At 30.8% G+C, this 24,545-nt stretch carries 32 protein-coding genes; 8 read left to right on the top strand and 24 right to left on the bottom strand.

Annotated elements, in window-relative coordinates:
- Positions 1–45: 45 nt before the first annotated feature.
- The 22 genes from AAH949_RS05115 to AAH949_RS05010 all read right to left on the bottom strand — a co-directional run bounded on the left by AAH949_RS05115 (position 46) and on the right by AAH949_RS05010 (position 20,287).
- Positions 46–1,677 (bottom strand): hypothetical protein, encoded by a 1,632-nt coding sequence (locus tag AAH949_RS05115; RefSeq protein ID WP_348518117.1) that lies wholly within the window; start codon positions 1,675–1,677, stop codon positions 46–48.
- Positions 1,674–2,042, bottom strand: coding sequence for a DUF1353 domain-containing protein (locus AAH949_RS05110; protein WP_348518116.1), 369 nt, complete (start codon positions 2,040–2,042; stop codon positions 1,674–1,676). Before AAH949_RS05110 ends, AAH949_RS05115 begins: the two co-directional genes overlap by 4 nt.
- Positions 2,033–2,653 (bottom strand): DUF4376 domain-containing protein, encoded by a 621-nt coding sequence (locus AAH949_RS05105; protein WP_348518115.1) that lies wholly within the window; start codon positions 2,651–2,653, stop codon positions 2,033–2,035. The genes AAH949_RS05110 and AAH949_RS05105 overlap by 10 nt, the downstream gene beginning before the upstream one ends.
- Positions 2,654–2,662: 9 nt before the next feature.
- Positions 2,663–3,025, bottom strand: a complete 363-nt coding sequence (locus AAH949_RS05100; protein WP_348518114.1) for a hypothetical protein — start codon at positions 3,023–3,025, stop codon at positions 2,663–2,665.
- A gap of 2 nt (positions 3,026–3,027) precedes the next feature.
- A complete protein-coding gene (locus AAH949_RS05095; RefSeq protein ID WP_348518113.1) occupies positions 3,028–5,388 on the bottom strand; it encodes a hypothetical protein in 2,361 nt (786 codons plus the stop codon).
- A gap of 2 nt (positions 5,389–5,390) precedes the next feature.
- The gene (locus tag AAH949_RS05090; RefSeq protein ID WP_348518112.1) at positions 5,391–5,573 is read right to left on the bottom strand and encodes a hypothetical protein; all 183 of its coding nucleotides are present in this window, start codon (positions 5,571–5,573) and stop codon (positions 5,391–5,393) included.
- Entirely contained in the window at positions 5,563–5,955 is a 393-nt protein-coding gene (locus AAH949_RS05085) for a hypothetical protein (RefSeq protein WP_348518111.1), read from the bottom strand. The genes AAH949_RS05090 and AAH949_RS05085 overlap by 11 nt, the downstream gene beginning before the upstream one ends.
- Positions 5,952–7,001 (bottom strand): DUF5309 family protein, encoded by a 1,050-nt coding sequence (locus tag AAH949_RS05080; RefSeq protein WP_348518110.1) that lies wholly within the window; start codon positions 6,999–7,001, stop codon positions 5,952–5,954. Before AAH949_RS05080 ends, AAH949_RS05085 begins: the two co-directional genes overlap by 4 nt.
- 371 nt (positions 7,002–7,372) lie before the next feature.
- Positions 7,373–7,765, bottom strand: a complete 393-nt coding sequence (locus AAH949_RS05075; protein ID WP_348518109.1) for a hypothetical protein — start codon at positions 7,763–7,765, stop codon at positions 7,373–7,375.
- A 115-nt stretch (positions 7,766–7,880) separates the two neighbouring features.
- The gene (locus AAH949_RS05070; protein ID WP_348518108.1) at positions 7,881–11,438 is read right to left on the bottom strand and encodes a PBECR2 nuclease fold domain-containing protein; all 3,558 of its coding nucleotides are present in this window, start codon (positions 11,436–11,438) and stop codon (positions 7,881–7,883) included.
- Entirely contained in the window at positions 11,435–12,634 is a 1,200-nt protein-coding gene (locus tag AAH949_RS05065) for a hypothetical protein (RefSeq protein ID WP_348518107.1), read from the bottom strand. The genes AAH949_RS05070 and AAH949_RS05065 overlap by 4 nt, the downstream gene beginning before the upstream one ends.
- A 279-nt stretch (positions 12,635–12,913) precedes the next feature.
- Entirely contained in the window at positions 12,914–13,366 is a 453-nt protein-coding gene (locus tag AAH949_RS05060) for a hypothetical protein (RefSeq protein ID WP_348518106.1), read from the bottom strand.
- Positions 13,367–13,690: 324 nt separating this feature from the next.
- Complete coding sequence (locus AAH949_RS05055; protein WP_348518105.1) at positions 13,691–14,335, bottom strand: hypothetical protein; 645 nt, start codon at positions 14,333–14,335, stop codon at positions 13,691–13,693.
- A gap of 2 nt (positions 14,336–14,337) precedes the next feature.
- The gene (locus AAH949_RS05050) at positions 14,338–14,526 is read right to left on the bottom strand and encodes a hypothetical protein (RefSeq protein WP_348518104.1); all 189 of its coding nucleotides are present in this window, start codon (positions 14,524–14,526) and stop codon (positions 14,338–14,340) included.
- A complete protein-coding gene (locus AAH949_RS05045) occupies positions 14,527–16,107 on the bottom strand; it encodes a hypothetical protein (protein WP_348519135.1) in 1,581 nt (526 codons plus the stop codon). It lies immediately after the preceding gene.
- An 8-nt stretch (positions 16,108–16,115) separates the two neighbouring features.
- Positions 16,116–16,376 carry a hypothetical protein gene (locus AAH949_RS05040; protein ID WP_348518103.1) on the bottom strand — a complete coding sequence of 87 codons (261 nt, stop codon included), beginning with the start codon at positions 16,374–16,376 and terminating at the stop codon, positions 16,116–16,118.
- Positions 16,366–17,658 carry a terminase family protein gene (locus tag AAH949_RS05035; protein WP_348518102.1) on the bottom strand — a complete coding sequence of 431 codons (1,293 nt, stop codon included), beginning with the start codon at positions 17,656–17,658 and terminating at the stop codon, positions 16,366–16,368. The genes AAH949_RS05040 and AAH949_RS05035 overlap by 11 nt, the downstream gene beginning before the upstream one ends.
- Positions 17,655–18,041 carry a terminase small subunit gene (locus AAH949_RS05030; protein WP_348519134.1) on the bottom strand — a complete coding sequence of 129 codons (387 nt, stop codon included), beginning with the start codon at positions 18,039–18,041 and terminating at the stop codon, positions 17,655–17,657. The genes AAH949_RS05035 and AAH949_RS05030 overlap by 4 nt, the downstream gene beginning before the upstream one ends.
- Positions 18,041–18,418 (bottom strand): hypothetical protein, encoded by a 378-nt coding sequence (locus tag AAH949_RS05025; protein ID WP_348518101.1) that lies wholly within the window; start codon positions 18,416–18,418, stop codon positions 18,041–18,043. The genes AAH949_RS05030 and AAH949_RS05025 overlap by 1 nt, the downstream gene beginning before the upstream one ends.
- A gap of 22 nt (positions 18,419–18,440) precedes the next feature.
- Positions 18,441–19,091: a hypothetical protein gene (locus AAH949_RS05020; RefSeq protein WP_348518100.1), complete on the bottom strand. Its 651-nt coding sequence runs from the start codon at positions 19,089–19,091 to the stop codon at positions 18,441–18,443.
- A gap of 9 nt (positions 19,092–19,100) precedes the next feature.
- Entirely contained in the window at positions 19,101–20,123 is a 1,023-nt protein-coding gene (locus AAH949_RS05015) for a hypothetical protein (RefSeq protein WP_348518099.1), read from the bottom strand.
- Entirely contained in the window at positions 20,123–20,287 is a 165-nt protein-coding gene (locus AAH949_RS05010; RefSeq protein WP_348518098.1) for a hypothetical protein, read from the bottom strand. The genes AAH949_RS05015 and AAH949_RS05010 overlap by 1 nt, the downstream gene beginning before the upstream one ends.
- A 42-nt stretch (positions 20,288–20,329) precedes the next feature.
- On the opposite strand from AAH949_RS05010, the gene AAH949_RS05005 reads away from it, so the two are divergent.
- Both AAH949_RS05005 and AAH949_RS05000 read left to right on the top strand, forming a co-directional pair.
- A complete protein-coding gene (locus tag AAH949_RS05005; RefSeq protein ID WP_348518097.1) occupies positions 20,330–20,641 on the top strand; it encodes a hypothetical protein in 312 nt (103 codons plus the stop codon).
- 118 nt (positions 20,642–20,759) lie between these two features.
- Positions 20,760–20,915: a hypothetical protein gene (locus tag AAH949_RS05000; protein ID WP_348518096.1), complete on the top strand. Its 156-nt coding sequence runs from the start codon at positions 20,760–20,762 to the stop codon at positions 20,913–20,915.
- Here the strand turns inward: AAH949_RS05000 and AAH949_RS04995 are convergent.
- Both AAH949_RS04995 and AAH949_RS04990 read right to left on the bottom strand, forming a co-directional pair.
- Positions 20,905–21,075, bottom strand: coding sequence for a hypothetical protein (locus AAH949_RS04995; RefSeq protein WP_348518095.1), 171 nt, complete (start codon positions 21,073–21,075; stop codon positions 20,905–20,907). The two genes, AAH949_RS05000 and AAH949_RS04995, sit on opposite strands and share 11 nt — an antisense overlap.
- Positions 21,072–21,296, bottom strand: coding sequence for a hypothetical protein (locus AAH949_RS04990; RefSeq protein ID WP_348518094.1), 225 nt, complete (start codon positions 21,294–21,296; stop codon positions 21,072–21,074). Before AAH949_RS04990 ends, AAH949_RS04995 begins: the two co-directional genes overlap by 4 nt.
- Before the next feature lie 111 nt (positions 21,297–21,407).
- On the opposite strand from AAH949_RS04990, the gene AAH949_RS04985 reads away from it, so the two are divergent.
- Genes AAH949_RS04985 through AAH949_RS04960 form a run of 6 tightly spaced genes read left to right on the top strand, consistent with a single transcriptional unit; the run spans position 21,408 to position 24,542 of the window.
- Positions 21,408–22,118, top strand: coding sequence for a S24 family peptidase (locus AAH949_RS04985; RefSeq protein WP_348518093.1), 711 nt, complete (start codon positions 21,408–21,410; stop codon positions 22,116–22,118).
- Positions 22,119–22,150: 32 nt separating this feature from the next.
- Positions 22,151–22,510, top strand: coding sequence for a hypothetical protein (locus AAH949_RS04980; protein WP_348518092.1), 360 nt, complete (start codon positions 22,151–22,153; stop codon positions 22,508–22,510).
- A 4-nt stretch (positions 22,511–22,514) separates the two neighbouring features.
- Complete coding sequence (locus tag AAH949_RS04975; RefSeq protein WP_348518091.1) at positions 22,515–23,201, top strand: hypothetical protein; 687 nt, start codon at positions 22,515–22,517, stop codon at positions 23,199–23,201.
- 15 nt (positions 23,202–23,216) lie between these two features.
- Positions 23,217–23,645 (top strand): protein-export chaperone SecB, encoded by a 429-nt coding sequence (locus AAH949_RS04970; protein WP_348518090.1) that lies wholly within the window; start codon positions 23,217–23,219, stop codon positions 23,643–23,645.
- A gap of 5 nt (positions 23,646–23,650) precedes the next feature.
- Positions 23,651–23,884 carry a hypothetical protein gene (locus AAH949_RS04965; RefSeq protein ID WP_348518089.1) on the top strand — a complete coding sequence of 78 codons (234 nt, stop codon included), beginning with the start codon at positions 23,651–23,653 and terminating at the stop codon, positions 23,882–23,884.
- 1 nt (position 23,885) lies between these two features.
- Positions 23,886–24,542, top strand: a complete 657-nt coding sequence (locus tag AAH949_RS04960) for a DNA/RNA non-specific endonuclease (RefSeq protein ID WP_348518088.1) — start codon at positions 23,886–23,888, stop codon at positions 24,540–24,542.
- Positions 24,543–24,545: the final 3 nt, after the last annotated feature.

The following is a 24,545-nucleotide window of genomic DNA, read 5'->3' as shown; positions in this document are numbered from 1 at the left end:
TTGTCCTTAAAGTCATAAAGTCTTCATTGATAGCAGGGTGAAGACTTACTCTACCTGCGTCCAATCATTGTATGATTTTACTTTTTTACTTAAATCTTCGCCAGTTATAAAATTCAATGCATGGATAAGTTGTTTATCTACTTGGGTATTCTCTGTATATGTTTTTGTTAAAGAAAATATAGGTTGCTCGATGGTTTTATTATAAGCTTCAAGTATCATTTTAGGTGTCCAATCTCTTGTAACAGAATTAGCATAAGGTCTTACTCCAAAACCTTTTATATTATTAGGTAAAGCTTTATCAAAAGTCAAAGTATAATGATAAAGTCCATCATCACTTAAAGCCTTACTAAGTAAAGAAGCATTATTGCCATTAACAATATTAAAAGTATAATTACCGCTATAAATACCCAAATCGCAAGTAAGAGTTGCTGTATAATCTACGCCTTCAATTTCAAATACACAAGTTTCGCTTCCATCACCTTTATTTGTTATTGTGCTTGATTTTGCAAAGATAGCCGTTCCATCTTGTTTTATTAAACCAAAATTTGCAAAAGCACAAGCGTTATAAGCTACTGCTACTTTATTTCTGCTAACTTTTATTGCAAGTTTATCTATGGTTTTTATATCGCTCAATATAACTTCTTTCCAAGATGTTACATCACTTACCCAAATTTTTTGCGGACTAATGCTTTCATTAACCCAAACAAAGCCTTGCTTATAACCTGTTAATCCGTCTTTTGATAATGCAGGGACATCTGTGTTTGTGATATTGCAAAGTAGAGTTTTATTTTCAACCGCATTAATAAAAGCGCTCATCACATTTCCTTGCATGTTTGCAACTTGACTTAAAGTTTGTTCTATCATAGGTTTAGCGGTTTTTTCAACGGCTTCGTTAATTTTATCTTCTGGAATTTGTATCGCACCTTCTAAGCTCTTACTTAAATCGCAATTTTCTAAAATGGCATTTTTAATGCTTTTTTGTTTCTCATTATCACTTAAAATTTCATTTAAAGGCGGTTCTAATTTTTCTTTTGTGATACTTGTATCAATCTCCATACCTTGCAAAACTTCGCTAATGATAGGGCTTAATTCTTCCTTGCTTGGAGTATCACCCTTATCGCCTTTATCCCCTTTAGGTCCTACTTCGCCTATATCCCCCTTAGGTCCAGCTGGTCCAGTTTCGCCTTTATCTCCTTTTTCGCCCTTTAGCTCATCTTTCATTGCTTCGATTAAACTTGTGATTTTTGCATTTAAATTCTCATCGCTAATTAAGCCTTTTAACTCATCTAAATTTGCCATTGTAGCGATGATTTTATCATCATTTATTTTTACAATACCATCTTTTGAATTTAAATTCATTTCAACGCTACTGCTTCCAAAATCCACCTTATCCCATTTGCTAACCATTGCGATATTAACCGCACTTTGTCCATCTTTTAAAAAGCCACTTATACTATCGTGGTTTTTAAGTTGTAAGCTTTTTCGGTTTGGATTTTGTTCATCTGAAATGTCGCTAAATTGCAAAAGATTAAGTTTTGCTAGTTCTTCGCTTAAAATCCTTTTTACGCTCTCTTCATTAATGCCACCTGCCTTGTAAAGCTCAACTAACGCATTTAAATTTATGATAATTTCTTCCAAGCTTGCATTTTGTGTGTTGATAACTTGTTCTAAACTCATTTAAAAACTCCTTTCAAAAAACATTTAATGCTGTGATAAATATTGCAAGAGTGATAAAATATAAAAACCTTAAAGCCATTGCAATTTAAGGCTTGCATAGCTTCTTTTAAGGCTAAATCTGCTAATTTATAACCTTCTCTTGTTTTGGCTTTCTCACATAGAAAGTCATGTATTACAACCGCACTTAAATACTCAGGCTTGTTTGGTGGATATATACTCCAAAAAAGTCTAGGGATATTTGCTCCATTACTCTTAAAACCTTTTTCAATTTTTGCACTCAAGCTTGGCAAAGAAAATTCATAATCTTGCATGAGTTCAAATCTATCCTTATCCAAAGGCTTTACAATCACTCTTTTTAGTTCCATACTATCCCCTTAACTTCATCCAAAGTTGTTGCCTTTAAAACTGCATCTTTTAAATTTCTAGCCTTAATTGTGTTTTCATTTACACTTGATGCCATTAAAGCACCAAGTGCGATTAAGTCTTGTAAATTCATAGGGACTGCGGTGTTATCTTTGGCTATCCACACAAAGCCTTCAGGTAAGCTTTTAGTGATAGAAAAAAGACTTACCGTTGAAGTGAGTAAGTTCCTATCTTTTTCCGCACTTTGAAAGACTTTATCTTTATAAGTTACACCACCTTCAATCACTTCATCTCTTTTAGTGTCAATTTCTTTATATTTGATATTTTTGCATTCATCAAGGCTTTTTTCTTGCAAAACATAATTTATTGTATAAGTATTGCTAGCCTCATCAAAGCTATTTTTTTGCACGACTTCGTGATACTCATCAACTTCATCTTTAAATTCATTTTGCACGACTTTTGCAAAACCAAGAGTTTTTAAAAGCTCATCATCGCAATTACTTAAAAAATAAGTATCTTGCGCATCGATTTCCCCAACTTCTGTAGTAATTTTCACATCTTTTAAAAAGATATCATCATATTTTAAAGTTTGGTTTTTTATATCGTAAAACATTCTTGCTCCTTATTTCATTTGATTAAAAGGTCCGTAGGTTTTAATATCTCCTACAAAAGAATTATCATTTTTAGCCACACTTCTAAGCTCAAGTGTGAAATTTTTGATAAAGTTTTTCTTTGGCACAATATGTATATAACCCCAGTTGCCTTTTTCATTTGGCACTTGAACTATTTCTAATTTAGCGTTTCCTTTTGGAGCATTAGCATTTTTAAGCACCCAGCCTTCGCCATCAATTTTTACTTTTATTTCGGCTAAGAAGGACGCCAAAGGTGCATAATCTGTTTCAGTATTTGAAAGTGTTGTTATTTTACCGCTTCCACTTACTCCACTAGGCATAAAATTAGCCCCATTTAAAAGCATTGCAGTCATTTTTATGTCCTTACAAGCTTAATATTATTAGAGGCTATACAAAAATAAGCAAAAGTTTCTGTTCCACTAAAACCACTTTGGGCTATTCTAAATTTAAAAGGTGCGCTAAAGGAAGTTATATTTTGTGCATTATTTATAGTGATTGTTCCACTTTTGCCAGCTCCTCCCCAATTTTCCACGCCAATAGCCCCTTTAGCTGTCATGGTTAAATTAAAATGTTGTGCTTGCCTTAAGTCAATTTTTGGTGCAGTCTGATTGCCTAAACTCTTAACTCCACCGCCATAATCCACATACCATTTTCTTGTCAAATGATTATCGTTGCTAGGATTTGCACTTGCCGTAATGGCTGATTTTGAAGTGACTGCACCATTTAAAGCAATAGCTCCATTTAAAGTCACTGTCCCACTTGCTGTTAAATTAGCTACTGTAGTATTTTTAAGCGTTGTTGTGCCATTTGCAACTAAATTTCCACTCGCCGTTAGAGATGCTACATTTGTTGTCTTTAAAGTCGTTGTGCCATTTACGATTAAATTATTGCTTAGCGTTTTATTTCCCGCTATAGTCTCATCGCCACTTAAACTTACCTTTTTAGCAATTTCGGCATTAAGGGCTGTTTTTGTTTCTTCGTTCTTTGTAGTTATGGCATTATTAAGCTCACTTACCTTTGTGTCTATTTTAGAATTTAACTCTGTTTTTGTGTTATTAATTAACTCAGTATTAGCTGTGATTTTGCCTTCTTGCTCAGCATTTTTACTCTTTATAGTCTCAACTTCTGCCTTAATGTTAGCTATATCATACTCATCAGCCTTTGCATCAATTTCAGCTATACACTCGCTCTTTTTGGTTTCTAATTCTTGTTTATACTCTTCTTTCTTAGCATTAAGCTCTTTGATATTATCATCTTTATTTGCATTTAAACTTTGCAAACTTTGAGTAACAAAAATGCCAAATTCATTTTTCTTTTCTTGATAATTTGCGTTAAAAACATTGTTTAAATTATCAATTAAAACCTTTGAAGTATCAACTAAAGTTATAAATTCTTGTTTTTTACTTTCAAAAACAGCCAAAATCCCATCACTTTCTCCAGTAATAGAATTTGCCACATCTTGCATAGCCTTTAAAGCATCATCTCTTAAAGCTTTTAACTCTGTTTCATAAATAAGCTTATCGTTGGCTAATTCTTTTTTAGCTACTTCGGCTAATCTTCCTAAGTCTTCATTAGCAATCAATGCTCTCTCTACAAACCTATCATAAGCGTTTTTAAAATCTTGATTATAAACTTCAAGCCTTGCTTTTAGCTCTTCAAAGCGAATGAGTAGATAATCTTTTTGCGTATTAATCTCTTCTAAAGCCTTATCTTTATTTAATTTAATTTCATCATTAATACTCTTTACCTTTGCGTCTAAATCCGCTTTTAAATTTGTAATTTCTTGTCTAAAATCCTTAATCATTTCTGCATAAGTTTCTAAATCACTTGCAAATTTTTTAGCTTCTTCAACGCTAGCTTTTAGGCTATCAATTAAACTTTGTGTTTGCATTAAAAGTTCATAAGCCTTTAAGATGAGTTCGTATTTTTCATTCACATCTAAATCAATTTCTTCTAAGCGTTTTAAAGCTTCTATCATTTCTTGATTAAGGCGTTGATTTTCAAAGAAAATGGTATTAATTTTATTTTTTAAATCTTCACTCGCAGTATTTACTACTTTAACTGCTTCATCGCAAATGGCGTCTGTTTGGGCTTTTATCTCTAAAAGTTCGCCTTTTAATTCTTTTAATTCATCTACATCGATATGTAAATCATTGACAATTTGCAAAGCGTGGTCGAGTTCGGCTAAAATTTCAGTTTTTATTTTAAGATTTAAATCGTAAAATTCGCTAACCTTGTCTTTGTTTTGACTTACTTCGTTTTTAATCGCATCTAAATCAACTTTCATTAATTCGTATTTTTCTAAATCTGCTTTTAAGCCATCAATCAAAGGTTTATTTTGTTCGATAAAGTCCTTATAAGCTTGCAAATCGCCCTTTGTGGTACTAAAATCATTATAAGTATTTTGTATAAAGTTAAATTGTTCTTCAACTTTTTTAGCTAAATCTTGCACTTTAGTAAAATTCTCATTAACGCTTTGCCATTTAGTATTAACATCGCTTGCTTGTTGTTTGATATTAGTATCAAGCTCTAAAACTTCATTTTTTAAAGCCAAAGTTTGTTCATGTAAGCTTACAACACTTTCCTTAAGTCCTACAATCTCATCAAGTCTTGTATTATCTAGTGCGGTTGCAATAGTATCAATTCTTAATAAAATTTGATTAATCAGCTCTAATTTTTCTTTACCTGTTTTAAGTTCTGCTAAAGATACACCCATTATCACTCTCCATTATAAAAATCGCTATCTTTAATGCGATTAAGCGAAAATAAAAGCAAATCATCCATTGCTAAAAGCCATTTGTGTGTATCAAGATAAGCGATAAAATCAGCACTACTAATGCTTTGCTTATAATCTTCAAAGCCTTTTGCTCTGATAAATTTTTTATGAAATTCACAAGACATATTCCTTATCCTTTCCATCATTGGCTATAAAATCGTTAATGATTTCATTGCAAAGTTTATAATATTTCGCTTCTTCGCTTTTTGTGATTAAAAAACAAACATAATTAATGAGTGCAAAGCTAAGCTCTTCATCTATCATCAAATGTTCGTTTTCATCGTTAAAATCAGGCTCATCAGGCACGATTATCATTGCACCATTTTTTAGGCTTCTTAAGACTTCGTGATTTTCTCTTAAAGTCTTGGTTAAAATTTGCGGTTCGCATTTAGCACAAATATAATAAAAGCCTTCCATAAAATAAGCCTTTAAAACATCATCGCTTGGCAAGTTATAATCCTTGCTTAATTTTTTAGCGATGATTTCCTTTGCAAGTTTAGTTTTCATTTGCCACTTGTTTTATTTTCTTTTGGTGTTTCATTGATAGAAACCATCTTTTTACTCGCCACAGAACTTAAACCCACTGCGATAGCAAAGGCGTCCGCATTTCTAACTTCTAGTGTGCCTTGAGTAAAAATTCTCTTTGCAAGTGCTGTTTTATCGGTTGGCACTTCTGATATTTTTGTTGGGATATAAAGTCCGTGTTTCATAAATGAAAAATCCCCAGCGATTAAGCAGTCTGCCAAGTTATTTTCTTTGCTTAGCATTCTATGTAAATGAAAATTTACCACTCCAAAATCTGTCTCAATGCTTGTAATGTGCGATGTTACTCTTTTTTCATTGCCTAGAATTCTTGTAGCGATTCTATTAATTGCTGCTTTTAAATCAGCTCCTACAAATACATCTTTAGCTGTTACGCCCTTATCCCAAATGCTTTGTAAAATTTGATTAAGCTTATCTTCTGTGAGTTCGGTCGCATTACCAGTCCAGTCACCGTTTTCATCAAAGGCTAAAATATTACCCCTTCTTCCATCACTAAAGCTTTTTGCATCTTTTGCGATATAGTAAAACATTCCAGCCATTTCACCTTCAACGCTTTCATTGGCTTGCACATATTCTTTAAAGACTGAAACCTTAGTGTCGCTATCTCTTCCTAAACCAAATAAAGCATACTCGATATCAAGCTTATGTTCTTTAGCTTTTTTACCCATTTGATAAGCCATTTCATTACCGCCGTATTGTCTAGCCTTAAGTAATGAATCAGACACCATAGCTTCTGTTTTAAAAATTTGCGTTGCATTGGAAGTTTTTTGCACGGTATTTTTAGTTACTTCAGTTAAACCTGTGATTTCAAGGTTTTTATTTTGTTTTGGTTTTGCCAAAGTATCAGTAAGCCAAGAATGTAAAAGCGGGTTAGTTACGCTCGAAGTGCCAATCTTGGAAAGAATAGGCGTCTCATCAGGTCCTACTTGAATAATCGTTTCATAAACACTAGATCTAAGCTTTACATTTTTAGTCATAGGTGCGGTAAAGCCACTTGAAGTTAATGCCATTTTTGCTCCTTAAAATTAATTTTTAAGGATTTTACGAGAATTTTTTGGACAAAACTAGTAGATTTGTCCAAATTTGAAAAAAATTGAGTTTTTTATTATGAGTTTTTCATCGTCATTCTGAGCAAAGCGAAGAATCTCTATTTAATAGACTGTAATTTTAAAAATTGGATTTTAAATTAAGTTAGATATAATTTCAGTGGGTAGAGTGCCAAAGGCGGCTACCTTTGGCATTTAATCATGTCCAAAAAGGAGGTGATTATATTGCTAAAACAAATTATAGTCATAATTATACTACTTTGTATAATTATAGTCAAGTGTTATTAATACTTGATTTCCCCTTGAAAAAAAGGGGGCTAGAATATGCTTTAGCTTTAATCCCAATAAAACTCCACTTTAATATTTTTAAAAGACTTTTTATGAGTTGATATATTATTTGCTAACATACTTTCTAAATAAGTTGTAACTCCATTTGTTGTATGATATCCCTTGAGTCTTATTATTTCATTTGCCTTACAACTCTTATCCATTACTATTAAATCATTACTCGTTATATCTTTACAAAATACTATAGCATTGCGTCCATCATAAATTGCTGTCGCTTTGATAATATAAAATATCTTTTTATTTTTCGGCACTCCAAGATTTGTTATATTGATGTTAAACCCTAAGCTCTGTGTTGTGATTTTTTGATACTTAAATTCCTTAATTCCATTTCCAGTATCAATGCTATACCCCCACCCAGAGCTTAACAACATTGCATTCATTTTTTCTCCTTTATTTTAAATTTAGTTTTGTTTGTTAAAATTTCGCCATAAGAGTTTAAGGGCAGAAACTCGCCCTTTGTAATTGTGAAAGATGTATATAAACTTTTCACTTCTCTTATTGCAATTCATAACTTGTAACTATCCATATATTTGTTTTATCTCCTTTCCAATTATCTTTTATGCCTATAACTTTATTGTCAAATTGTATTCTAGCTCTACCCTTATCATCTTTTATCAACCTACCATTTTTTATAATTTTAGGTATTTGCTCCAAATCCAAATCAGGATGCTTATCGATAATATGAGCTAAACCATAGCCTTTATGTTTTATCTTATCTGTTACTTCTCCCCAAACCAAATCAATATCGCCTAAATCTTTTCTATGAAAAGCCCCTGCGACTTGTCCTTGTTTTTCTAACATAAGTTTTTTTATAGCCCTTGTTCCATCGTGGTAGTATTCAGCATAATTTGTCCCAAATTCTTTTAAAGGCTTGATATTTAGTTTTTCTTCTATCCTGTCTCTCATTGGACTAGGTATATCTTTTTTAATACCCTTATCTATGCTTTCTTTAGCATCAATGATAAATTTTCTACTTATATCGTATTCAAATGAGTTTAGTTCCATATCATCTAAATAATCAAGCTTATAATTCTTATTTTTACCCAAAAACTCATCAAATCTTTTAAAAAATTCATCACTTTCTTTTTCTCTAGCCTTAATGTCTTCGTCTAATCTTTCTTTTACGCTTTTTTTATTTTTCTTAGCTTCTTCTCTAGCTTTAATATCATCATCTAGTCTTTGGATTAAGTTTTTTTTAGGCTTTTCTTGGGTAGAATTTTCACTAGAGAACGGCACTTGTTTTGTCTCTGAAGATGCCCTAGATGTCGGTAAGGCTCTCGCAGTACTACTATAAATAACTTCAGCATTTTTAAATTTATTTATTATATTGTTTTGTTTTTTTGGTGAGTTGCTGACAATAGTCAAATGTGTTTCATAATCTTTCCCTATGCTTGTAAAATAGGTTTGATTATTTATATTTTTAACAAATATATAATCATTTTTATCTTTTATGATTGCTTGTGGATTTTCCAAAGTTTCTTTTATATGTGGTATGTATTTAATTCTATCTTTCTCGATTAGCTTTAATAAGCTACCTTTAGTGAGTTTTATATCCTTTCCATTCAAAGCTGTTTTTATTTCATTTGGTAACTTTGGAATATAATCATCATCAATGCTTTTAAGATTAAAAGTTTTCATCCACTCATTACGCACGGCTTTATCAATGGTATATTCTTTGCCGTTTTTTCCTACAAATTTAAGCTCGTTTTTGCTGATATCTGGCTTATCCATAAAAAAGCCATTACCTTTGATTAAATCTTTTGTTTTTTCGTTAAATTCTGCTTGTGCTTTTTTAGCTTGGGCTTTTATATGTTTATCTTTTATACCATCTATAAAGGCTTTAGTTTGAGTTTTAAAATCTTGTAAGGTATTGATATTATTTACCATACGGCGAAATTGTATTCTAAGTCCTGGATTGCCAGAAAGCCCAAATAACTTTCCAAAATAAAAAGCGATATAATCCGTAATCGAATTTATAAACATAGCCTTAACCTTGCCATCGAAAGTGGTTGCAAAATTACTGCCATTTTTTGGTATTTTAGCTTCCGCTATACTATCAATGATAATATCTATATCTTTTCTTAACCTACCCATAGCCATTAAAACTTCTTTTTTCAATTGTCCGCTTTGGCTTTTTGGATTATAATTTTTCATTGCTTCTACCACTTTTGCATAATCAACCACTTTTTTGCCATCAATTTCAACAATATGTTTATCGATAGTTCTTTTAATGATTTGATTATCTAGCTCTGCTATTTCTGTCTCATTTAAGCCTTTGGTTATGGCTTCGTAGTTTTTATTTTTATTTGTGTTATTGATGATTTCATTAAGATTTTTACTAATCTTAGCTTCATCGCCATCTAGCTTTTTGCCGATTTTACTCTTTTCATATGTTTTAAACTTAGCATAATCAGATCTTGCCTTAGTTAAAATTTCATTTGCAAGTTTAGGGTTGTTTGAGTTTTTAACCATAGAATTTAAAAGTTCATCTTTTACACTGTTTAAAAACTCTTTGTAATTATAAGATTTTTCGCCTTTTAGTTTATCGTTAATTGCACTGATTTCATCGTTGATTTCTTTAGCACTTTTGCCATTAAGTTCGCCATTATTTGCCCTTTTAAAAAAGTCCTTAATAATAGTCGGAGTTGCTTCGCTATAAATTCCAGCGTTATCTGCAATTTCATTTAAAGCCATAGTATCTATTTTTATGCCGTTTGGATTTAGCTTATCTATCTTATCTAAGCTCGTTCCAAATTCATCATAAGCCCTTGTTTTTCTTGCATCATACATATCATAAAGATTTTGAGCTTTTATATCTTTTTCAAGGCTTAGTTCTTTCAAAATGGCTTCATCTTGTTTTGCAAGTTGATTAAACAAAGTATTTGCAAGTTCGGGTTTTTCTCTTAAAACTTGTCCTAAAGTTTTTGCTAAATCTTTATCCATCATTGCCATATTTAAAAGCTCTTGTTGGACTTGTGTGGCTTGTTTTGAGCCTGTGTTTTTGCTGATAAAGTCCAAAGTGTCTGATATTTTTTGTGCTGTATTTTTAACGACTTGATATTTTGAATTATCGCCGTATTTTCGCACCAAATCTGATGATTTTTTAAATATTGCATTTTCTTGAGAAACTTCTAATGGGTTTAAATAGCTATCTTTTAGTGCTTGTTCATAAGCATTAATATCTTTTGAATTAATAATTTCTTTTGCTCTTTGTCTAGCCGTATCCACTCCGCCTGATGCATAATCGTTTATTAAATTTGGCATTGCATTTCTAAATTTATCGCCTATATTTTCTTTTAAATTCTCACCCCCAACACGCACTCCATCGTAAATCTCACTTGCTTTGTTAGCGGTGTTGCTAATCCCCTTATAAGCTCCCTTAAAAGCATTTGCACCCTTAGCAACACCACCTAATACCGCATCGCCAACTAAAGAAAGTCCTGCATTTTCGCCCATCAACATTAAAGCTTCTTGTAAATTTCTATCTTGATTGGTTAGCTCTGTGTTTAAATAATAATCTCCGCCAGCTCCAATTCCAGCTCCTAAAGCTCCACCACCAACCATTCCAACAGGTCCGCCAATTAATCCCCCGCCAATAGCACCAAGCGTTCCTAATGCTACGCTTCCGGCATTATCTTTAATCCCTCTGCCGATTTTTTTAAAAAAGCCTTCATCGACTTTTGCATAGTTACCTAAATTATCTTGCACCCAATAACTTCCATCATCATCTTGTATTAAACGACCTTGATTTGAATTTTTTAAATGAAAACCAAGCTCTTGCATAAAAGCTTTATTTTTCAAAGCCACTTCGTTGTCATCAGCAAAAAAAGGTTTTGAGGCATTAAATCTTGATTGTTTATCTAAAATAAAAGCACTTAAATCATTAGCATTCATAGTTTTATCGCTATAAAGTTCATCAGAAAGTTCTGATTTTTCATAAACGGTTGTGGTAGGTTTTGCTTGTATTGCACTTTGTGTTTGATTTGATACCTGCATATTATTCGCGTATGGCGAGTTGGTATAATAATCTTCAAAGCCCTTATAAATTCTCATTTTACCGCTCCTTGTCTTGCTAATTCATCGATGGTTGTCTCAACCACATCGCCATTTCCTAAATCAACATATATTTTGCCGTATATATTTGGTCTAGTGTAATAAATCTCTCGCCCATTAAGCATAGCACTTTCATAAGCCGGCAATGACATTCTATTTTGTCCTGTTGATATCATTTTATTGCCTTGTGGATTTTGGCTTAGAATGGGATTTTGGCTTAGAACAGCGTTTGAGTTATTGATAAAATTAGTTTTATTTGTAGGGGCATAATAAGTATTAAATTCTCCATTAATCCATTTCTCATATTCTTTATACTCATTTTCAATACTCTCTATCGTTGTATGATATTTTTTTACTTCGTTTTCTCTTAGTTCTGCATTGTTCCAAATTGTAGGTTTTGATAAGTTTTCCTCAGCTTTTTTATAAGCTTTTTGCCTTTTAATGTCTGCCATTTCTCTTTTTAGTTTTAAATTTTTTTCTAACGGTATTCTATCTCTAAAAATAGAGCTTTCAGGAAGTCCGTATATTTTTTGAATATCTTCCATTTGTTTATTTGTTACTTGTGAGCCGTATTTTTCTCTTGCTAGCTCAGACATTAAGCGGTTATGATTGTTATAAAACTGTTCACTATAGGTATTTCTGTTTTCATACAAAGACGCAAAAGCATCGCTAAAGGTATCTCCAACCCCAATCTCTTTTTTAGGATCTTTAATATTTTTCATCATTTTTCTAGTGCTATTATCAATAAGATAAAAATTATTTCCCCCGCCATTTAAAAGCTTATTGATATCTGTTGCACTGCCTCCGCCTTTTACCTCATTCTCCAACTTTTTAAGCTCTAACAAATTCTTTTTGTTTTGTATATCTTTTGCGTATTTATTATTGGCTAGAGTTTGCATTTTATAGTATCTATCAAGCTCATTGCTTTGTTGCCATTGATAGTCTTTGATTAAATCTCTTTGTGCGTTGTAGTCAAATTCTCTTTCTTTTTGTAAAAGCTGATTATTTTGTATTGCCTTGTTAAATTCAAGCTCATTTTGTTTTTGTTCAAATTCTCTTTGTGCATTAAAACGCTTTTCTTGTGCTTCATTATAGTTTTTAAAAGCATTATAAATTGTTCCGCCTAATGCTCCTGCGTTTTGAATAACCATATTATCAGGGTCAAAAACTACTCTTTGTGGATTATAAAATGCCATTTGTTAAACTCCTTGTATCTGTCTTAGATAAAGGATTTAAAGAAGTTTAAATTAAGTTGTGTATAATTTCAAAGGGTGGAATGCCAAAGGGTTGCCGCCCTTTAGCGTTTAATCTTCTCCCAGAAAGGCGGTGATTCAATGCACTAAATTATCTTTATAATTATACTCCTAATGTTTTGCTATGTCAAGGCATTTTAGAGTATCCCCGCATTTTTGCGGGTTTAAGATAATTTCCCTTTGGCTCACTTCTTAAATCCTTTTTGGCTTATTTCTAAGCAACTATTTACCCCAAACTTCTTTTAAATTATTTTCTCTATTAGCTCTGCGTCTTAATTCTTCATTAGCTAAATATTTATTGAAGTTATACGCATCTTTTTGGAGTTCGAAATTTTTGTCTGCCATTTTTTGCTGATTATAACCACTCCAAATATTAGCACCAAGCCCTCCAATATCAATCACATTATTTAAATTCGTTCTGCCATTACCTAAGTCTTTTCCTAGCCAATCAGTGAAAGTCCCCCATAAGTTTTTATTTTTGCTTGCGTTATTAGCTACGCTTGTTCCTACATTGCCAATATCTTTTATAAAATCTGTTTTTGGTATTAAATTTTTTGTAAAATCAAGCCCAGCAGTTAAATTACCCATTTGCCCTAAGCCATTAATACCCGCATCAACGGTTGGCTTTATAGCTCCGGCAAAGCCATTATTTAAAAAACTTGCAAAATCAATCATTTTAAACCTTTGCATTAAAATTTTTAAATTTATACCTTAAATCTTTAGACAAAACTAGGGAATTTGTCTAAATTTGAAAAAAAATTGAGTTTTTTTTGAGATTTTTTAAAAAGTAGAGTTAATTTTTATTGATTATAATTTTAAAAGGTGTGGTGCTAAGGGTCGCCACCCTTAGCACTAATTTACCGCCTAGATCGGAGGTGAGTTAATTGCTATTTAATTTCATAGTTGTGGTAATTATACTACTTTGCTTGTTAGCTGTCAAGGCTTATTAGCAAACCCCTTTTTTAAAGGGGGACTATGATAACCCTTTGAAGTTTAAAGTTACATCAAACTTAAAAGCTCCTTGCCTAAATCAATATTATCAACATTTCCTTCTTTTGATTTTTTAGAAAAATCACTCGCAACTTCGCTTTTTGTGCTACTCATATACTCATCAGCCTTTTTGGCATTTGCTCCTTTATTGATAATAGTAATAAGAGTTTTCCAACTATCAATATTTGCCTCACTTAAACCACTAAGCTTGGCTGCAATTTCACTTAAAGCCTTTAAATCTACATCAGGATAAGCTTTTTTGAGTTCGCTTTCAACATTAGCGTATTTACTCATTAAAGCGTCTTGTTCTTCTCTTTGCTTTTGTTTGATTTCAAATTCATCAAGCCTTTTTAATTTCTCGTTAATATCACTAAGCCCTAATTCTTTTAAATAACTCTCTCTTTGAAGCTCTTTTTCGCTTGGCTCTTTTGGTGGATTTTTTAAAGCCTTAAGCTCATCTTCTAAGCTTTTATATTTTGCTTCGCTTTCTTTTTTTAAGCTCTCATACATTGCCTTATAATCATCAGTTTTTGTATCATTTTTTGTATCTTTTGAGCCTTCATCAACTCCATCATCATTTTGCCCTTCATCTTGTATTCCTTCATCATTTGTTAAGATATCCATTAAATCATTTATTGCGTTTCTTTCTTCCATTTTTAATCCTTTAAATTTGTTATGATTTCATCTAAAAAAGCCATTGCATCCAATGCTTTTAACCTTTCTTTATCTTCTTTTGCATTTTTTGCTTTATAAAAAAGCTCTTCGTATTTGTTTTTTAAATAATAAATCAACTCCTTTCCTTTTTTTGTGCTAAAAAATTCTTTATTAATATCTTCAAAATTCATTTAAAAACCTTGTATTGTCATTTGTTCCTGCATTAATGATGTATGATTTTCATTTTGCATACTTAGTAAAGAATTTGCGTTTTTAATACCTAAAATTGGCAGTAATTCTTTAACCAAATTTTCATTAGCTTTGATGATGTTATAAGCACTTTGTGTATCACCTATGCTCATATACATTTGATAAAGTTGTGAAAAGACTTGCATACTTGCTTGAAGTCCAGCACGACGCACTTCTTTATTCATAGCACCTGTTCCTGTTTGGATTTTAAATCTAAAGCTTGGTATATCTATCCTTTGAAAACCACCAAAGAATTCATCACTAGCGTATTTAAATACTAGCATTGCAAACCTATCAAATAAAGGCTCGATAAATGTTTCGTTGTATTGTCTGATATAATCAGCACTTCTTCTTCCACCTTCTTGGGCTTTAATGCTAATTTCTGTCGCGGTTTCATTGTTTGCTGTTTGTGCTCCGTTATTTTGTGGGCTAACGCCTGTAACTTCTGTAAGTTCGCTCTCAAGTAGAGTTAAATTTGCGCTTGAAGAATTAATATTAGCTTGTGGTAAGATATTAATTGCACTTGGTTCATTTAAATAAAGTGGTTTTCCTATTGTTTCTATATCTTCTCTTGAAACTCCAGAACTTTTTGGTAAAGTTAATTTTGGCATTAAGTGCGTTCGCATGGCATCGATTAAAAGATTTCTTGTGATATTGATTTCACTTTGTAAAGATAAAGCCGCTCCCATAACACTTTCACCATAAGCACAAATATAATTTTCATCATCAAAACTTTTCATTTGTGGCAACATACTTCCCCAAATAAACGGCTGACCGTCAATGAGTTCTATATCTTTTCTGAGCAATTCTTCTTCAAATAAAGTGCAAACAACCCATACCCCATCAATCTTTTCATAAATATCATAAAGTCTTACTTTTTTATATTTTTCCTTCTCGTCCAAAAAATACTCGCTTAAATCTTTTTTCTCATAAAAGCCTTTATCCATGCGATTTAAAATCTCATCGTAATTTAAGTAAATTTCATTGACTATATAATTAACATCTTCATCATTACTCGCATTTGGATCAAAGAAAATCTCATCTAAATTCACTTTTTCAATTCTAGGACTATCCTTGTGCCAAGTCACTTTCGCAACGCTTGTTCCTAGTATGATTGCGTCTAAGAAAAGGGGTTGAAAAGTCTTAAAAAGATTAAGTTTTTGAGTGTAAAAATCAATAGCATCTTGCCACATTTTAATGATTGTTTCATCAGAATTGATATAGTTTTCAATGTCTGCCATGCGCTCAGAATTAAAATAAACATCATTTAATGAAGTGATTAAATACTTTGCCTTTGCATTTAGTTTTGGGATATAAAGATTACTCCTATTAGTTTTATTAAACTTTTCTCTTGCCAATTCATCGCCTTTTAAAAGATAAGCATTGATTAAATTCTCAAAATCACTCCTATAATTTTCAAAACCATTTTTTGCCTTTATAATAAGCTCATCTAGATAAGCCACCAGCTCGTCGCCTTCAATTTTTCTTTTAACCTTAGTTTTTGGCTTTTCGTAAAGTCCCATTAAATCATTTATTTGCATTTTCTCATCCTTTCTAAAGTTTTCTTACTAAGCTTTGTTAGTTTTAAAATTTCATCATCTTTTGCTCCTTTTTCTTCTAAAAACTCTGCAAATTCTCTTTTGTATTGCTTTCTTGAAATATTAAAACCCGCAACCAAATCTAAAAACTCATTTGCTAAACTAGCTTTAATCGCTTCATCACTCATAGTTGATATTTTTCTTATTTTATTAGCGTTGATATTTTCATAAATCATTAAAAACTCACCAGCCATCATAGCTCCAATCTTCGCTAATATCTTTTCTGCTATGAAGTTTCTCAAAAAAGGTCAAAGCCAAAGCATCGCTAACATCAGGACTTTTTCCGTATTCTTTTTTAATTTGTTCTTTTGAAATGATTTTTAATAAGCCTTTGTCGTTATACTCATACTCAATCATTCTCATATCTTTTTTAAGCTCTTCATCTTTGATGATTTGCATATGTTTTAAATTTTTTGCAAAAGTGAAATACATTTGTGCTCTTTTGTTTAAGTATTCATTGCTAGTTGCTGAGTTGGCTGAATTTGCTTCAAATACAGGCAAACCATAATCACTTAAAACATCAAATACTCCCACACCAAGCCCACAAGTATCAACAAAAATGCCTTTTGGTTTTATCTCACTTTGATTAAATTCAAAAAGCACTCTATTTGCAAGTTCTATGGTGCTAAGCTGTGAGTATTTTTTAATCTCATCAACCACAAAGCCTTTTCTTTTAGCCAATACGCTTTTATCATCACCAAATCTAGCCACATCTAAGCCCCAAATATGCTCGCCTTGCATTTTTTCAACACTAAAAGAAATGCTACTCATAGCCTTTTCAATTTCACTTAAAGAAAATAGCTCAGCACTTGCATTATCGATAAACTCGCCGTATATCTCTTGCTTTACCACTTCGCTATCTTCGCCACCCACTTCAGCGATAAGCTCCTTAATTTGCTCTTCTTTTAAAAATGGATTATCGTAGCTTGAAAATTGATAATGTTTCCAATTACAATCGTTTAATTCTTTTTTACAAAGCTCATAAAAAAGATTTTTGCCTTTAGGCACTCCACCAATTATCGCTCTTGAATTTGGATTATCTAAAAGCATAGGACGGATAGCATTAAACCAAAGATACTCTCCTTTGCTTCCTTTTAGGATAATTCCAGCTTCGTTTAAAATCACCAAATCATAGCCAAAGCCTTCAATATTCTCGGGTCTTTCGGCACTTCTCATATGTAAAACCGCTCCATTGATGATAAGCTTTTTATCTTGCACGCTCCAAGTATAAAACTCTTTTGGCAGTTTTTTAAGTTCAGGTATAAAATAAAGTTCGAAATAATTTTGCAAATTGCTTTGCACCGTATCCACCCAAAGCACATTTAATCCCATTAAAAGACTTTCTATAACATACTTAGCACTGCCTCTTGTAAAGCCTAAGCGTCTACCTTTTGCCACAGTGATAAAACGCGGATTATTTTCATCAAAAACCTTAAGCTGTGCAGGTGTATAAGAAAAATCAAGCTTTAAAGTCATTGTGCTTTTGTCCTTGAAATTTCAATGCGTTGCACATTATCGCTAGTGATTTCTTGTTTATCTACATAGCCGTGCTGATTTTTAAGCAAAAACATACTCACACTTGGCGTATAAGTGCCAATTAAAGAATGATTTAAAATATCCATTTCGCACCTTTGTTTTGCTTGTTTTACAATCTCGCCAAAGTCTTTATCTTTCTCCCATTCGTTTAAGGTATTAAGTATAATGCCTAAATGCACCGCTAAGCCCACTTTGGTTTTTGGTGCAAATACAATGCTTTCTTTGGTTTCTTTTAAAACCTTTCTTTCATTAAAATACTCTTCTATTTTTTGTATTAGCTCTTCTTTTGTTAAGCTCTTGCCATTAACCATCATACTCATTATTAAAGCCTTTCATTAAAATTAAATTCGCAAATCTCAAGTTCTAAAAAAGCCTTTTTAAAGCTCATTACTTCATAAACGCCCCTTAAAACACCCTTATCGTTTTTAAATAAAGCATCTAATACACATTTTACGATATTATCCGCATCACCGTGTTTTTTGTTTTTAAAGCCTATTTTTAAGTTATACTCATAAGTTTTATTCTTATCAAATGCTTCAAAATACGCCACTTTGTTTTGTCTTAAAAACTCAATTTGCAAAAGCTTTCTAAATTCTAAATATTTCATATAATCACTGCACACAAATTTCGCTCTTTGAGTAGTTCTTTTGTAAGGCACTGGATTTTCTTTTAACTCGATTTTTAAACTATATTTTTTCATCACTTACTTTCTTAATATAAACTTAAATTTTATTCTTTAAAGCATGTTTGATGATGAGTATAAATTTGTCTTTATTCTCATTGCAAAGCTTGTTTTGCTCTCTTTTAAACTCATTATAGCGCTCTTCATAGCCCAAAGAGTTATTAAGACTAATTTGTGGTTTATAAGAAAGTGTTAGATCCTTGCCAATTCTATGCTGATTTTTAAAAATATACTCAATCAAAGCCTCTTTAAATTCGCAATTTTCTATTAACTCCCCATCTTTGTAGCAAAACTCGCCAAATTGATTTAAACTAACCAACATCTCATTACAAGCTTGTTCCATCTTAAATGCTTTCCCAAAACCATCATAAGCATAGTATTCATAAGTAAAATCATTTTCGTTGATTTTAAAAAATAAACGCCCTTTGTAATTTTTTTTAAGCCAGTTTATAAACTCTACTTTGTCTTCAAAGCGTTTTTTAAACTCAAGTTCTGCAAATTCAAAAGCACTAGATATCTTAAAAAGCACATCGCCATAAATGTTGTTTTGATTGCAAACCTTGACATAAAATTTATAAAAGTCTTTTATTCTTTGCTCGCTAAAATCTCTAAAATATTCTAAATAAACAAGCTGTGCTCTTCTTTCATTTAAACCAAATAAATCAGAAACTAAATTAATTGCACTTTCCATAAAAACTCCTTAGTTAAAAACTTCCACATCGATAAATTTTTCTTCTACATGGTTTGATTTTTTAAGCTTATTTACCGCTTCTTCGCCATAAAGTGCATAAAGATAGTCTTGATTTTTATTTGTCTTTTCATTCTTCGGCTTTTGCCACTCTTTAGCATTCTTCATCCAAGTGTATAAACTCCCTGCCACACTATCCATTCTTTTGCCATTTCTTTTCCATTCTCTTGCACTCCAATACTCTATAAAATCATTAGCCAAGCTTTCTGTAAAATCAGTGCCGTGTTTTTGATTAAATGCCTTAATTTGTGCCATTAAATCATTGGCACTTGGTTCTTTAAAAGTTTTCTTTGCCATAGTCTTTAAATCCTTTTCATCAAGTTTGTTAAAATCCACGATAAAAGATGGCGTTTTGCTAGAAACGCAATTTTCTTTCTTTTCTTTTTGTTCTTCTTTATTTTCTAAATTTTTATTATTTAAATTTATAAATTTATTATTATTTATATTATTATTTATAAATTTATTATCGCGTGTATGCGTGTGCGTATCCTTATATAGCGAATTTTGATTTTTGATTTCATCAGTGGTTAATTTTCTGTCGATTGATAAAGCATTATTTTTAAGTGCTTTGCTTAAGTTTTCATCGCTATTTTTAAGCAAAGTTAAAGCTTTGTTAAAATGTCTTTTAATTTCGCCTTTTTCATCTTTTAAGATCCACTCATAGAAATTTAAAGAGCCATTTCTTTTTTTATTGATTTCAAGCAAATTAAGCTGGGTTAATTCCCTTTTTGCAGTTCTTAAACGGTTTAAACTTATCCTTTTATCGTCTTTGACTTTTATAAACTCTCTTAAGTATATTTCGCTTATAATGGTTTTTTCGCTAAGTTTTGCTAATTGTATATACAAAGCTAAAGCATCCACACTTAATCCACCATAAACGATAGTGTTTGAAAGCTTTAAATAGCCCCTTCTTTCTCTTAGTCTTTTCTTTGTGTAATTAGCCACATCAAAATCAGCCTTAAAATTTGGTAACATCAGAGTAACCCCCTTAATCTTTCTAAATTCTCTTTCAATTCAAACAATTCATCGCTTTCATCATTCTCCAAAAGCGCGTCGATAAGCTCTAAGCTATCATCAATGCTTAGCTCTATTTCTGCTATTTTTTCCCTTGCTAAAACACATAATTCTTTCATACTCATTTTTTATCCCTTATGTTATAATGTAAATTAAAAAGGTTTTTTATGGATTTATTCAATTCTTTAATGCAAATACTAGGCAAAAAACAAGCTATATTTATATATGGACTTATCATAGGTTTTTTGCTTGGTCGTTTTTTTACAAAAGCGCAAAATAAAGCTAAAATAGACACATTCAAAAGCACCTGTAACGCTATTTTAAGAGTTAAAATTCCTATTACTTTAGTGTATAAAGATGGAGTGGAACAAGCCCCAAAATGCGATTTTTTAAGAAAAGACGGCATTTGTAATAAAACAAAAGTCACTTGCCTTTACCTCCGAACTTTTGATTTAAATAATGAAGTAAAGAGTAAATAAAAACTCCCAACAAAAACCCTATGCTAAGTCCTGAAAGTAATTCAAACATTAAACTAACTCCATTGTTTTGTTAAAATTCTTTTGCCAAGTTAAGAAATACTTCATAAAGGATTTAGCCATGACAAAAGATGAAATTGCTTTAGAATTAACTAAATTTATACTCGATGCTTTTCCGCTAAAAGATGACGAAGACTTAAATTCTCGCGAAAAAGCCGCAGATGATTTGGCTAATATGTATAAAAAAATATTAGAAATCATCAACATTAAAAACTAGTCCTAGACAAAACACTATTTACTAAAGTATTTACAAGTTCTAAAATCTTAACTTGGTCTTTGTAATGATATTTTTTAATCAAACTTAGTATATCCCTTGTCACTTGAAGCATTTCATCGCAACCTTTAAAGTCTTTCATTTTCTCTTTTTCCACACTCACTTCTCGCTCCTTTTCTTTGATTTTCGCCCACGCTTTGGGATATTGGTTAAATTACTTCTCACATCAACCCAAAACTCAAACGGTATGCCATAAAGCTTTTTAAACTCGATTTGTTTTGAGAAGCCAACCCTACGACTATTTTCTCTAATATTTTTAATCATTGACATAGAATAATGTTTGTTCATTAAATCCGTAAATTTGTAAAAGTCTATTTTTTTCATAAACAAAAGAATACATTATGAATACTTATAAAAACTTTAAATATTATAGAAATGGAACACATTTTGCATTCTTATTTTTTGATAGAATTTCATTTTCAGAAAGGTAATGTAATGGAAAAAAATGTAAACACTGAAATATTGCAAGATTTAATATATTCTAAATTTTCAAATTATCAAGATTTTATTAATGCTTGTGCTTTACGAGGTTTTAAACCTGCGATGCCTACTGTTAAGTCTTGGTTTGGTAAAAACAAAGATGGAGCTAGAAGTCCATCGGTTAAAAATCTACCAATTATTGCTGAGGTTTTAGATGTTGATATGGAAGTTTTATTAACACACTCCAATATATCAAAAACAAGAGAAAAAATTTACAAAATCCCCATCTTAGAAATGCCAACAGGTTGTGGTGCTATGGGAGAATTTGACCCAAGCTTTGCAGTGGTTAAAGAAGTGGATATACCAAAAGTTTTTATCGAGCAAAGGTATCCAAGTCATAAACACTTAAGGATTTTTAAATGCTTTGGGGATAGTATGCAACCAAAATACAATAGTGGCGATTTTGTAATTGTGGATATGGTAGATGGTAGGAGTTTTATTAAAATAGATGGTATTTATGTTTTTAGACTGGATAAAGCGGTTTATATTAAAAGACTTACTTTTATGCCAAATAAAATAATGGCAAGAAGTATTAACCCTGATTATGAAAGCTTTGAGATAAGCGAAAATGAAATTGAAAGCGGTTTATTTGAAGTTTTAGGTAAAACTTGCGGAAGAATTGCGTTTGAAGATGGGTTATTGCTAGACAATCAAGGCATATATTAAAATTTTATAGAAGTGGTGGGATGAGAGCAAATATGAAAAAAGATAATGAACTAGAAAAATTAGATCTTAAAGATTTCAATGGTATTTTATATGCAAAAGAATTAAAGTATAATAAAATAAACGAAACTTATCAAATAACAAATTGTGAAATATTCACAAAAAATAAAAATGTTAAAAGTTGTTTTAAGTTAGAAGCGGATCAAATAATGCTTGAAAGCGAAGGAATAAAAATCAAAGAAGTTGATATGAAAAAAATAGAATATGAATTTTTTGCCCATTTACAAACTATTTTAGAGAGAAAAGAAAGGATTATTTATGTTTTTAAAGAAAATAACAATATAATATATAGTCCGATAGAAAATGATAATTATTTTATAAAGGAAAAAATATAAAACAATGAAAAATATTCTTAAATTACTTAACAAGAGAGAACAAAAAATATTTTTAGAAAATAAAAATCTTGCCAATAAGCTTTGGAAAATTATCCCAGAGTCAAACAAGCGACCAATGGGAGCAATGGAAGTCATTGATGCGGTAAAGAAGGAAAATTCCTTATTAGATATTAATTCTATATGTAAAAAATTTAACATTGTTTTAAAAAAAAATATGAAATTAAAGAAATATAATTCAAAATCAAATTTTGACGGAAATAACATTACAATAGAATATAAAGATGAGAAAGACATTCCTGAACAATTAGGACATATATTTCAAAATTTTTTAAGTAGTATTTATTTTCAGTATCCGCCAAAATACAATTTAAAAACAATTGATTTACATGAAAAAAAAGCTAAAAATTTTGCAAATCGCTTAAACTTATTGATTGCAAGATATGAATTGGCGTTTAACTTAAAAAAGCATTTTGAAATAATAAACAACTTAAAAAAGCATTTTGAAATAATAAACAACTTAAAAAAGCATTTTGAAATAATAAACAACTTAAAAAAGCATTTTGAAATAATAAACAACTTAAAAGAATATACAAATAAAAGGAATAATTTAATCAAAAAACAATATTCAGAAATTAATAAAATACAACAGGAAAATGTGAAATATAATAATGATTTTTATCAGGCAGCTTAGATATAAGGAGTTACAATGAGCAAAATAAAACAAGGTGCATTTCAAATTTCATCAATAGAGATAAAAAAATTCAATTTCGAACAAAACCCAGAAATTAAAGAAAGTGATATTGATAAATTTGAGTTTAACAAGACTATGGGTGCTATTGCGCAAAAAAAAGATGATAAAGAAAAAGATAAATTTTTAATTCAGTTGGATTTAAATATTAAAGCAAATAGTAGTGATAAAAATATTTATAAAATATCAACATCAATACTATCATTAATCCAGTTTGAGGTTAAAGATGAGCAAAATAAATTTTTACTAAATAATGCTGTAGCAATAATGTTTTCATATTTGAGACCTATTATAGCACAAATCACAATGCTATCTGGCTTTTCTCCTTATCATTTACAACCTGTTAGTTTTGAAGAATTTGAAGTTAAAATCATAAATGATAAGTAAAATATATGAAAAAACTCACGATATTATCTTTACTATCCCTTTGGCTTTTTGCATTTGACGCTTACGATGATGATTTAAATAATTACAACATTGATATCGATAGCGGTGGCGATGTTAGTGTGTATGATTATAAAAGCAATGAATTTAAAGATTATGAGTTAGAAAAGATTAAGCCAAATGGCGAGATAGAATTATTTGATTATAAAAACGGCGAGTTTAAAACACTATATAAGGACTAAATTGAATAAAATAATAATGCTTATTTTTTTAACCTCATCTTTATTTGCTGAGTATCACGAATACAAACCAAGTGAAGAGTTTGCCAAGTATTTTACTAAGCAAAATTGCTCACAAGTTTTAGATAAATTCTATTATATAAATTGTTATGATTATGGCTATAAAGGCACTAAAGCAGTAGCTTATAAATTAGAAGCGGAAAATTTAAAAGGCGAACAAATCAAAAAACGCCCACGCTTTGAAGATGATACGAATATCCCTAAAAAATACCGCACTACATGGAGTGATTATAAAAATAGTGGCTATGATAGGGGGCATACTCTTTCTAATGCTTCAATGAGAAAAACCGCTCAAGCCCAAAGAAGCACTTTTTTAATGAGTAATATCACTCCACAAAATCCGCAAATTAATCAAAGGGTTTGGAATAAAATAGAAAAAAGAGAAAGACAAATTGCTTTAAAACTTGGAAGTTTAGAAGTTTTAAATCTAGTTAATTATGATAACAATCCTAAAAGAATTAAAAATCAAATAGCTGTACCAAGTAGTTATATTAAGATTTTAAAAGGCGACAATTTTGAAGAATGCTATCAAGTGCCAAATAACGATGTAGAAAATGAGAGTATAAGAAATTATAAGGTTGATTGTGATATTATTAAATAATAT

The organism is Campylobacter sp. CCS1377, from assembly GCF_040008265.1.
GTDB lineage: Bacteria > Campylobacterota > Campylobacteria > Campylobacterales > Campylobacteraceae > Campylobacter_D.
Note: the sequence above shows the minus strand (reverse complement) of the source record. Positions and strands in the feature narration are given on the sequence as shown.

Excerpts from the sequence above, each read along its gene's own strand:
- AAH949_RS05025 (WP_348518101.1), bottom strand. The coding sequence starts at position 18,418 with ATGAAAAAATATAGTTTAAAAATCGAGTTAAAAGAAAATCCAGTGCCT.
- AAH949_RS05080 (WP_348518110.1), bottom strand. The coding sequence starts at position 7,001 with ATGGCATTAACTTCAAGTGGCTTTACCGCACCTATGACTAAAAATGTA.
- AAH949_RS04980 (WP_348518092.1), top strand. The coding sequence starts at position 22,151 with ATGAAAAAAGATAATGAACTAGAAAAATTAGATCTTAAAGATTTCAAT.
- AAH949_RS05110 (WP_348518116.1), bottom strand. The coding sequence starts at position 2,042 with ATGGAACTAAAAAGAGTGATTGTAAAGCCTTTGGATAAGGATAGATTT.
- AAH949_RS04990 (WP_348518094.1), bottom strand. The coding sequence starts at position 21,296 with ATGAAAAAAATAGACTTTTACAAATTTACGGATTTAATGAACAAACAT.
- AAH949_RS05060 (WP_348518106.1), bottom strand. The coding sequence starts at position 13,366 with ATGATTGATTTTGCAAGTTTTTTAAATAATGGCTTTGCCGGAGCTATA.
- AAH949_RS05115 (WP_348518117.1), bottom strand. The coding sequence starts at position 1,677 with ATGAGTTTAGAACAAGTTATCAACACACAAAATGCAAGCTTGGAAGAA.
- AAH949_RS05010 (WP_348518098.1), bottom strand. The coding sequence starts at position 20,287 with ATGAGTATGAAAGAATTATGTGTTTTAGCAAGGGAAAAAATAGCAGAA.
- AAH949_RS05045 (WP_348519135.1), bottom strand. The coding sequence starts at position 16,107 with ATGGGACTTTACGAAAAGCCAAAAACTAAGGTTAAAAGAAAAATTGAA.
- AAH949_RS05085 (WP_348518111.1), bottom strand. The coding sequence starts at position 5,955 with ATGAAAACTAAACTTGCAAAGGAAATCATCGCTAAAAAATTAAGCAAG.
- AAH949_RS05075 (WP_348518109.1), bottom strand. The coding sequence starts at position 7,765 with ATGAATGCAATGTTGTTAAGCTCTGGGTGGGGGTATAGCATTGATACT.
- AAH949_RS05070 (WP_348518108.1), bottom strand. The coding sequence starts at position 11,438 with ATGAGAATTTATAAGGGCTTTGAAGATTATTATACCAACTCGCCATAC.
- AAH949_RS05035 (WP_348518102.1), bottom strand. The coding sequence starts at position 17,658 with ATGACTTTAAAGCTTGATTTTTCTTATACACCTGCACAGCTTAAGGTT.
- AAH949_RS05015 (WP_348518099.1), bottom strand. The coding sequence starts at position 20,123 with ATGTTACCAAATTTTAAGGCTGATTTTGATGTGGCTAATTACACAAAG.
- AAH949_RS05020 (WP_348518100.1), bottom strand. The coding sequence starts at position 19,091 with ATGGAAAGTGCAATTAATTTAGTTTCTGATTTATTTGGTTTAAATGAA.
- AAH949_RS05090 (WP_348518112.1), bottom strand. The coding sequence starts at position 5,573 with ATGTCTTGTGAATTTCATAAAAAATTTATCAGAGCAAAAGGCTTTGAA.
- AAH949_RS04985 (WP_348518093.1), top strand. The coding sequence starts at position 21,408 with ATGGAAAAAAATGTAAACACTGAAATATTGCAAGATTTAATATATTCT.
- AAH949_RS05050 (WP_348518104.1), bottom strand. The coding sequence starts at position 14,526 with ATGAATTTTGAAGATATTAATAAAGAATTTTTTAGCACAAAAAAAGGA.
- AAH949_RS05005 (WP_348518097.1), top strand. The coding sequence starts at position 20,330 with ATGGATTTATTCAATTCTTTAATGCAAATACTAGGCAAAAAACAAGCT.
- AAH949_RS04965 (WP_348518089.1), top strand. The coding sequence starts at position 23,651 with ATGAAAAAACTCACGATATTATCTTTACTATCCCTTTGGCTTTTTGCA.
- AAH949_RS05040 (WP_348518103.1), bottom strand. The coding sequence starts at position 16,376 with ATGGCTGGTGAGTTTTTAATGATTTATGAAAATATCAACGCTAATAAA.
- AAH949_RS05105 (WP_348518115.1), bottom strand. The coding sequence starts at position 2,653 with ATGTTTTACGATATAAAAAACCAAACTTTAAAATATGATGATATCTTT.
- AAH949_RS04970 (WP_348518090.1), top strand. The coding sequence starts at position 23,217 with ATGAGCAAAATAAAACAAGGTGCATTTCAAATTTCATCAATAGAGATA.
- AAH949_RS04975 (WP_348518091.1), top strand. The coding sequence starts at position 22,515 with ATGAAAAATATTCTTAAATTACTTAACAAGAGAGAACAAAAAATATTT.
- AAH949_RS05100 (WP_348518114.1), bottom strand. The coding sequence starts at position 3,025 with ATGACTGCAATGCTTTTAAATGGGGCTAATTTTATGCCTAGTGGAGTA.
- AAH949_RS05095 (WP_348518113.1), bottom strand. The coding sequence starts at position 5,388 with ATGGGTGTATCTTTAGCAGAACTTAAAACAGGTAAAGAAAAATTAGAG.
- AAH949_RS05065 (WP_348518107.1), bottom strand. The coding sequence starts at position 12,634 with ATGGCATTTTATAATCCACAAAGAGTAGTTTTTGACCCTGATAATATG.
- AAH949_RS05000 (WP_348518096.1), top strand. The coding sequence starts at position 20,760 with ATGACAAAAGATGAAATTGCTTTAGAATTAACTAAATTTATACTCGAT.
- AAH949_RS05055 (WP_348518105.1), bottom strand. The coding sequence starts at position 14,335 with ATGGAAGAAAGAAACGCAATAAATGATTTAATGGATATCTTAACAAAT.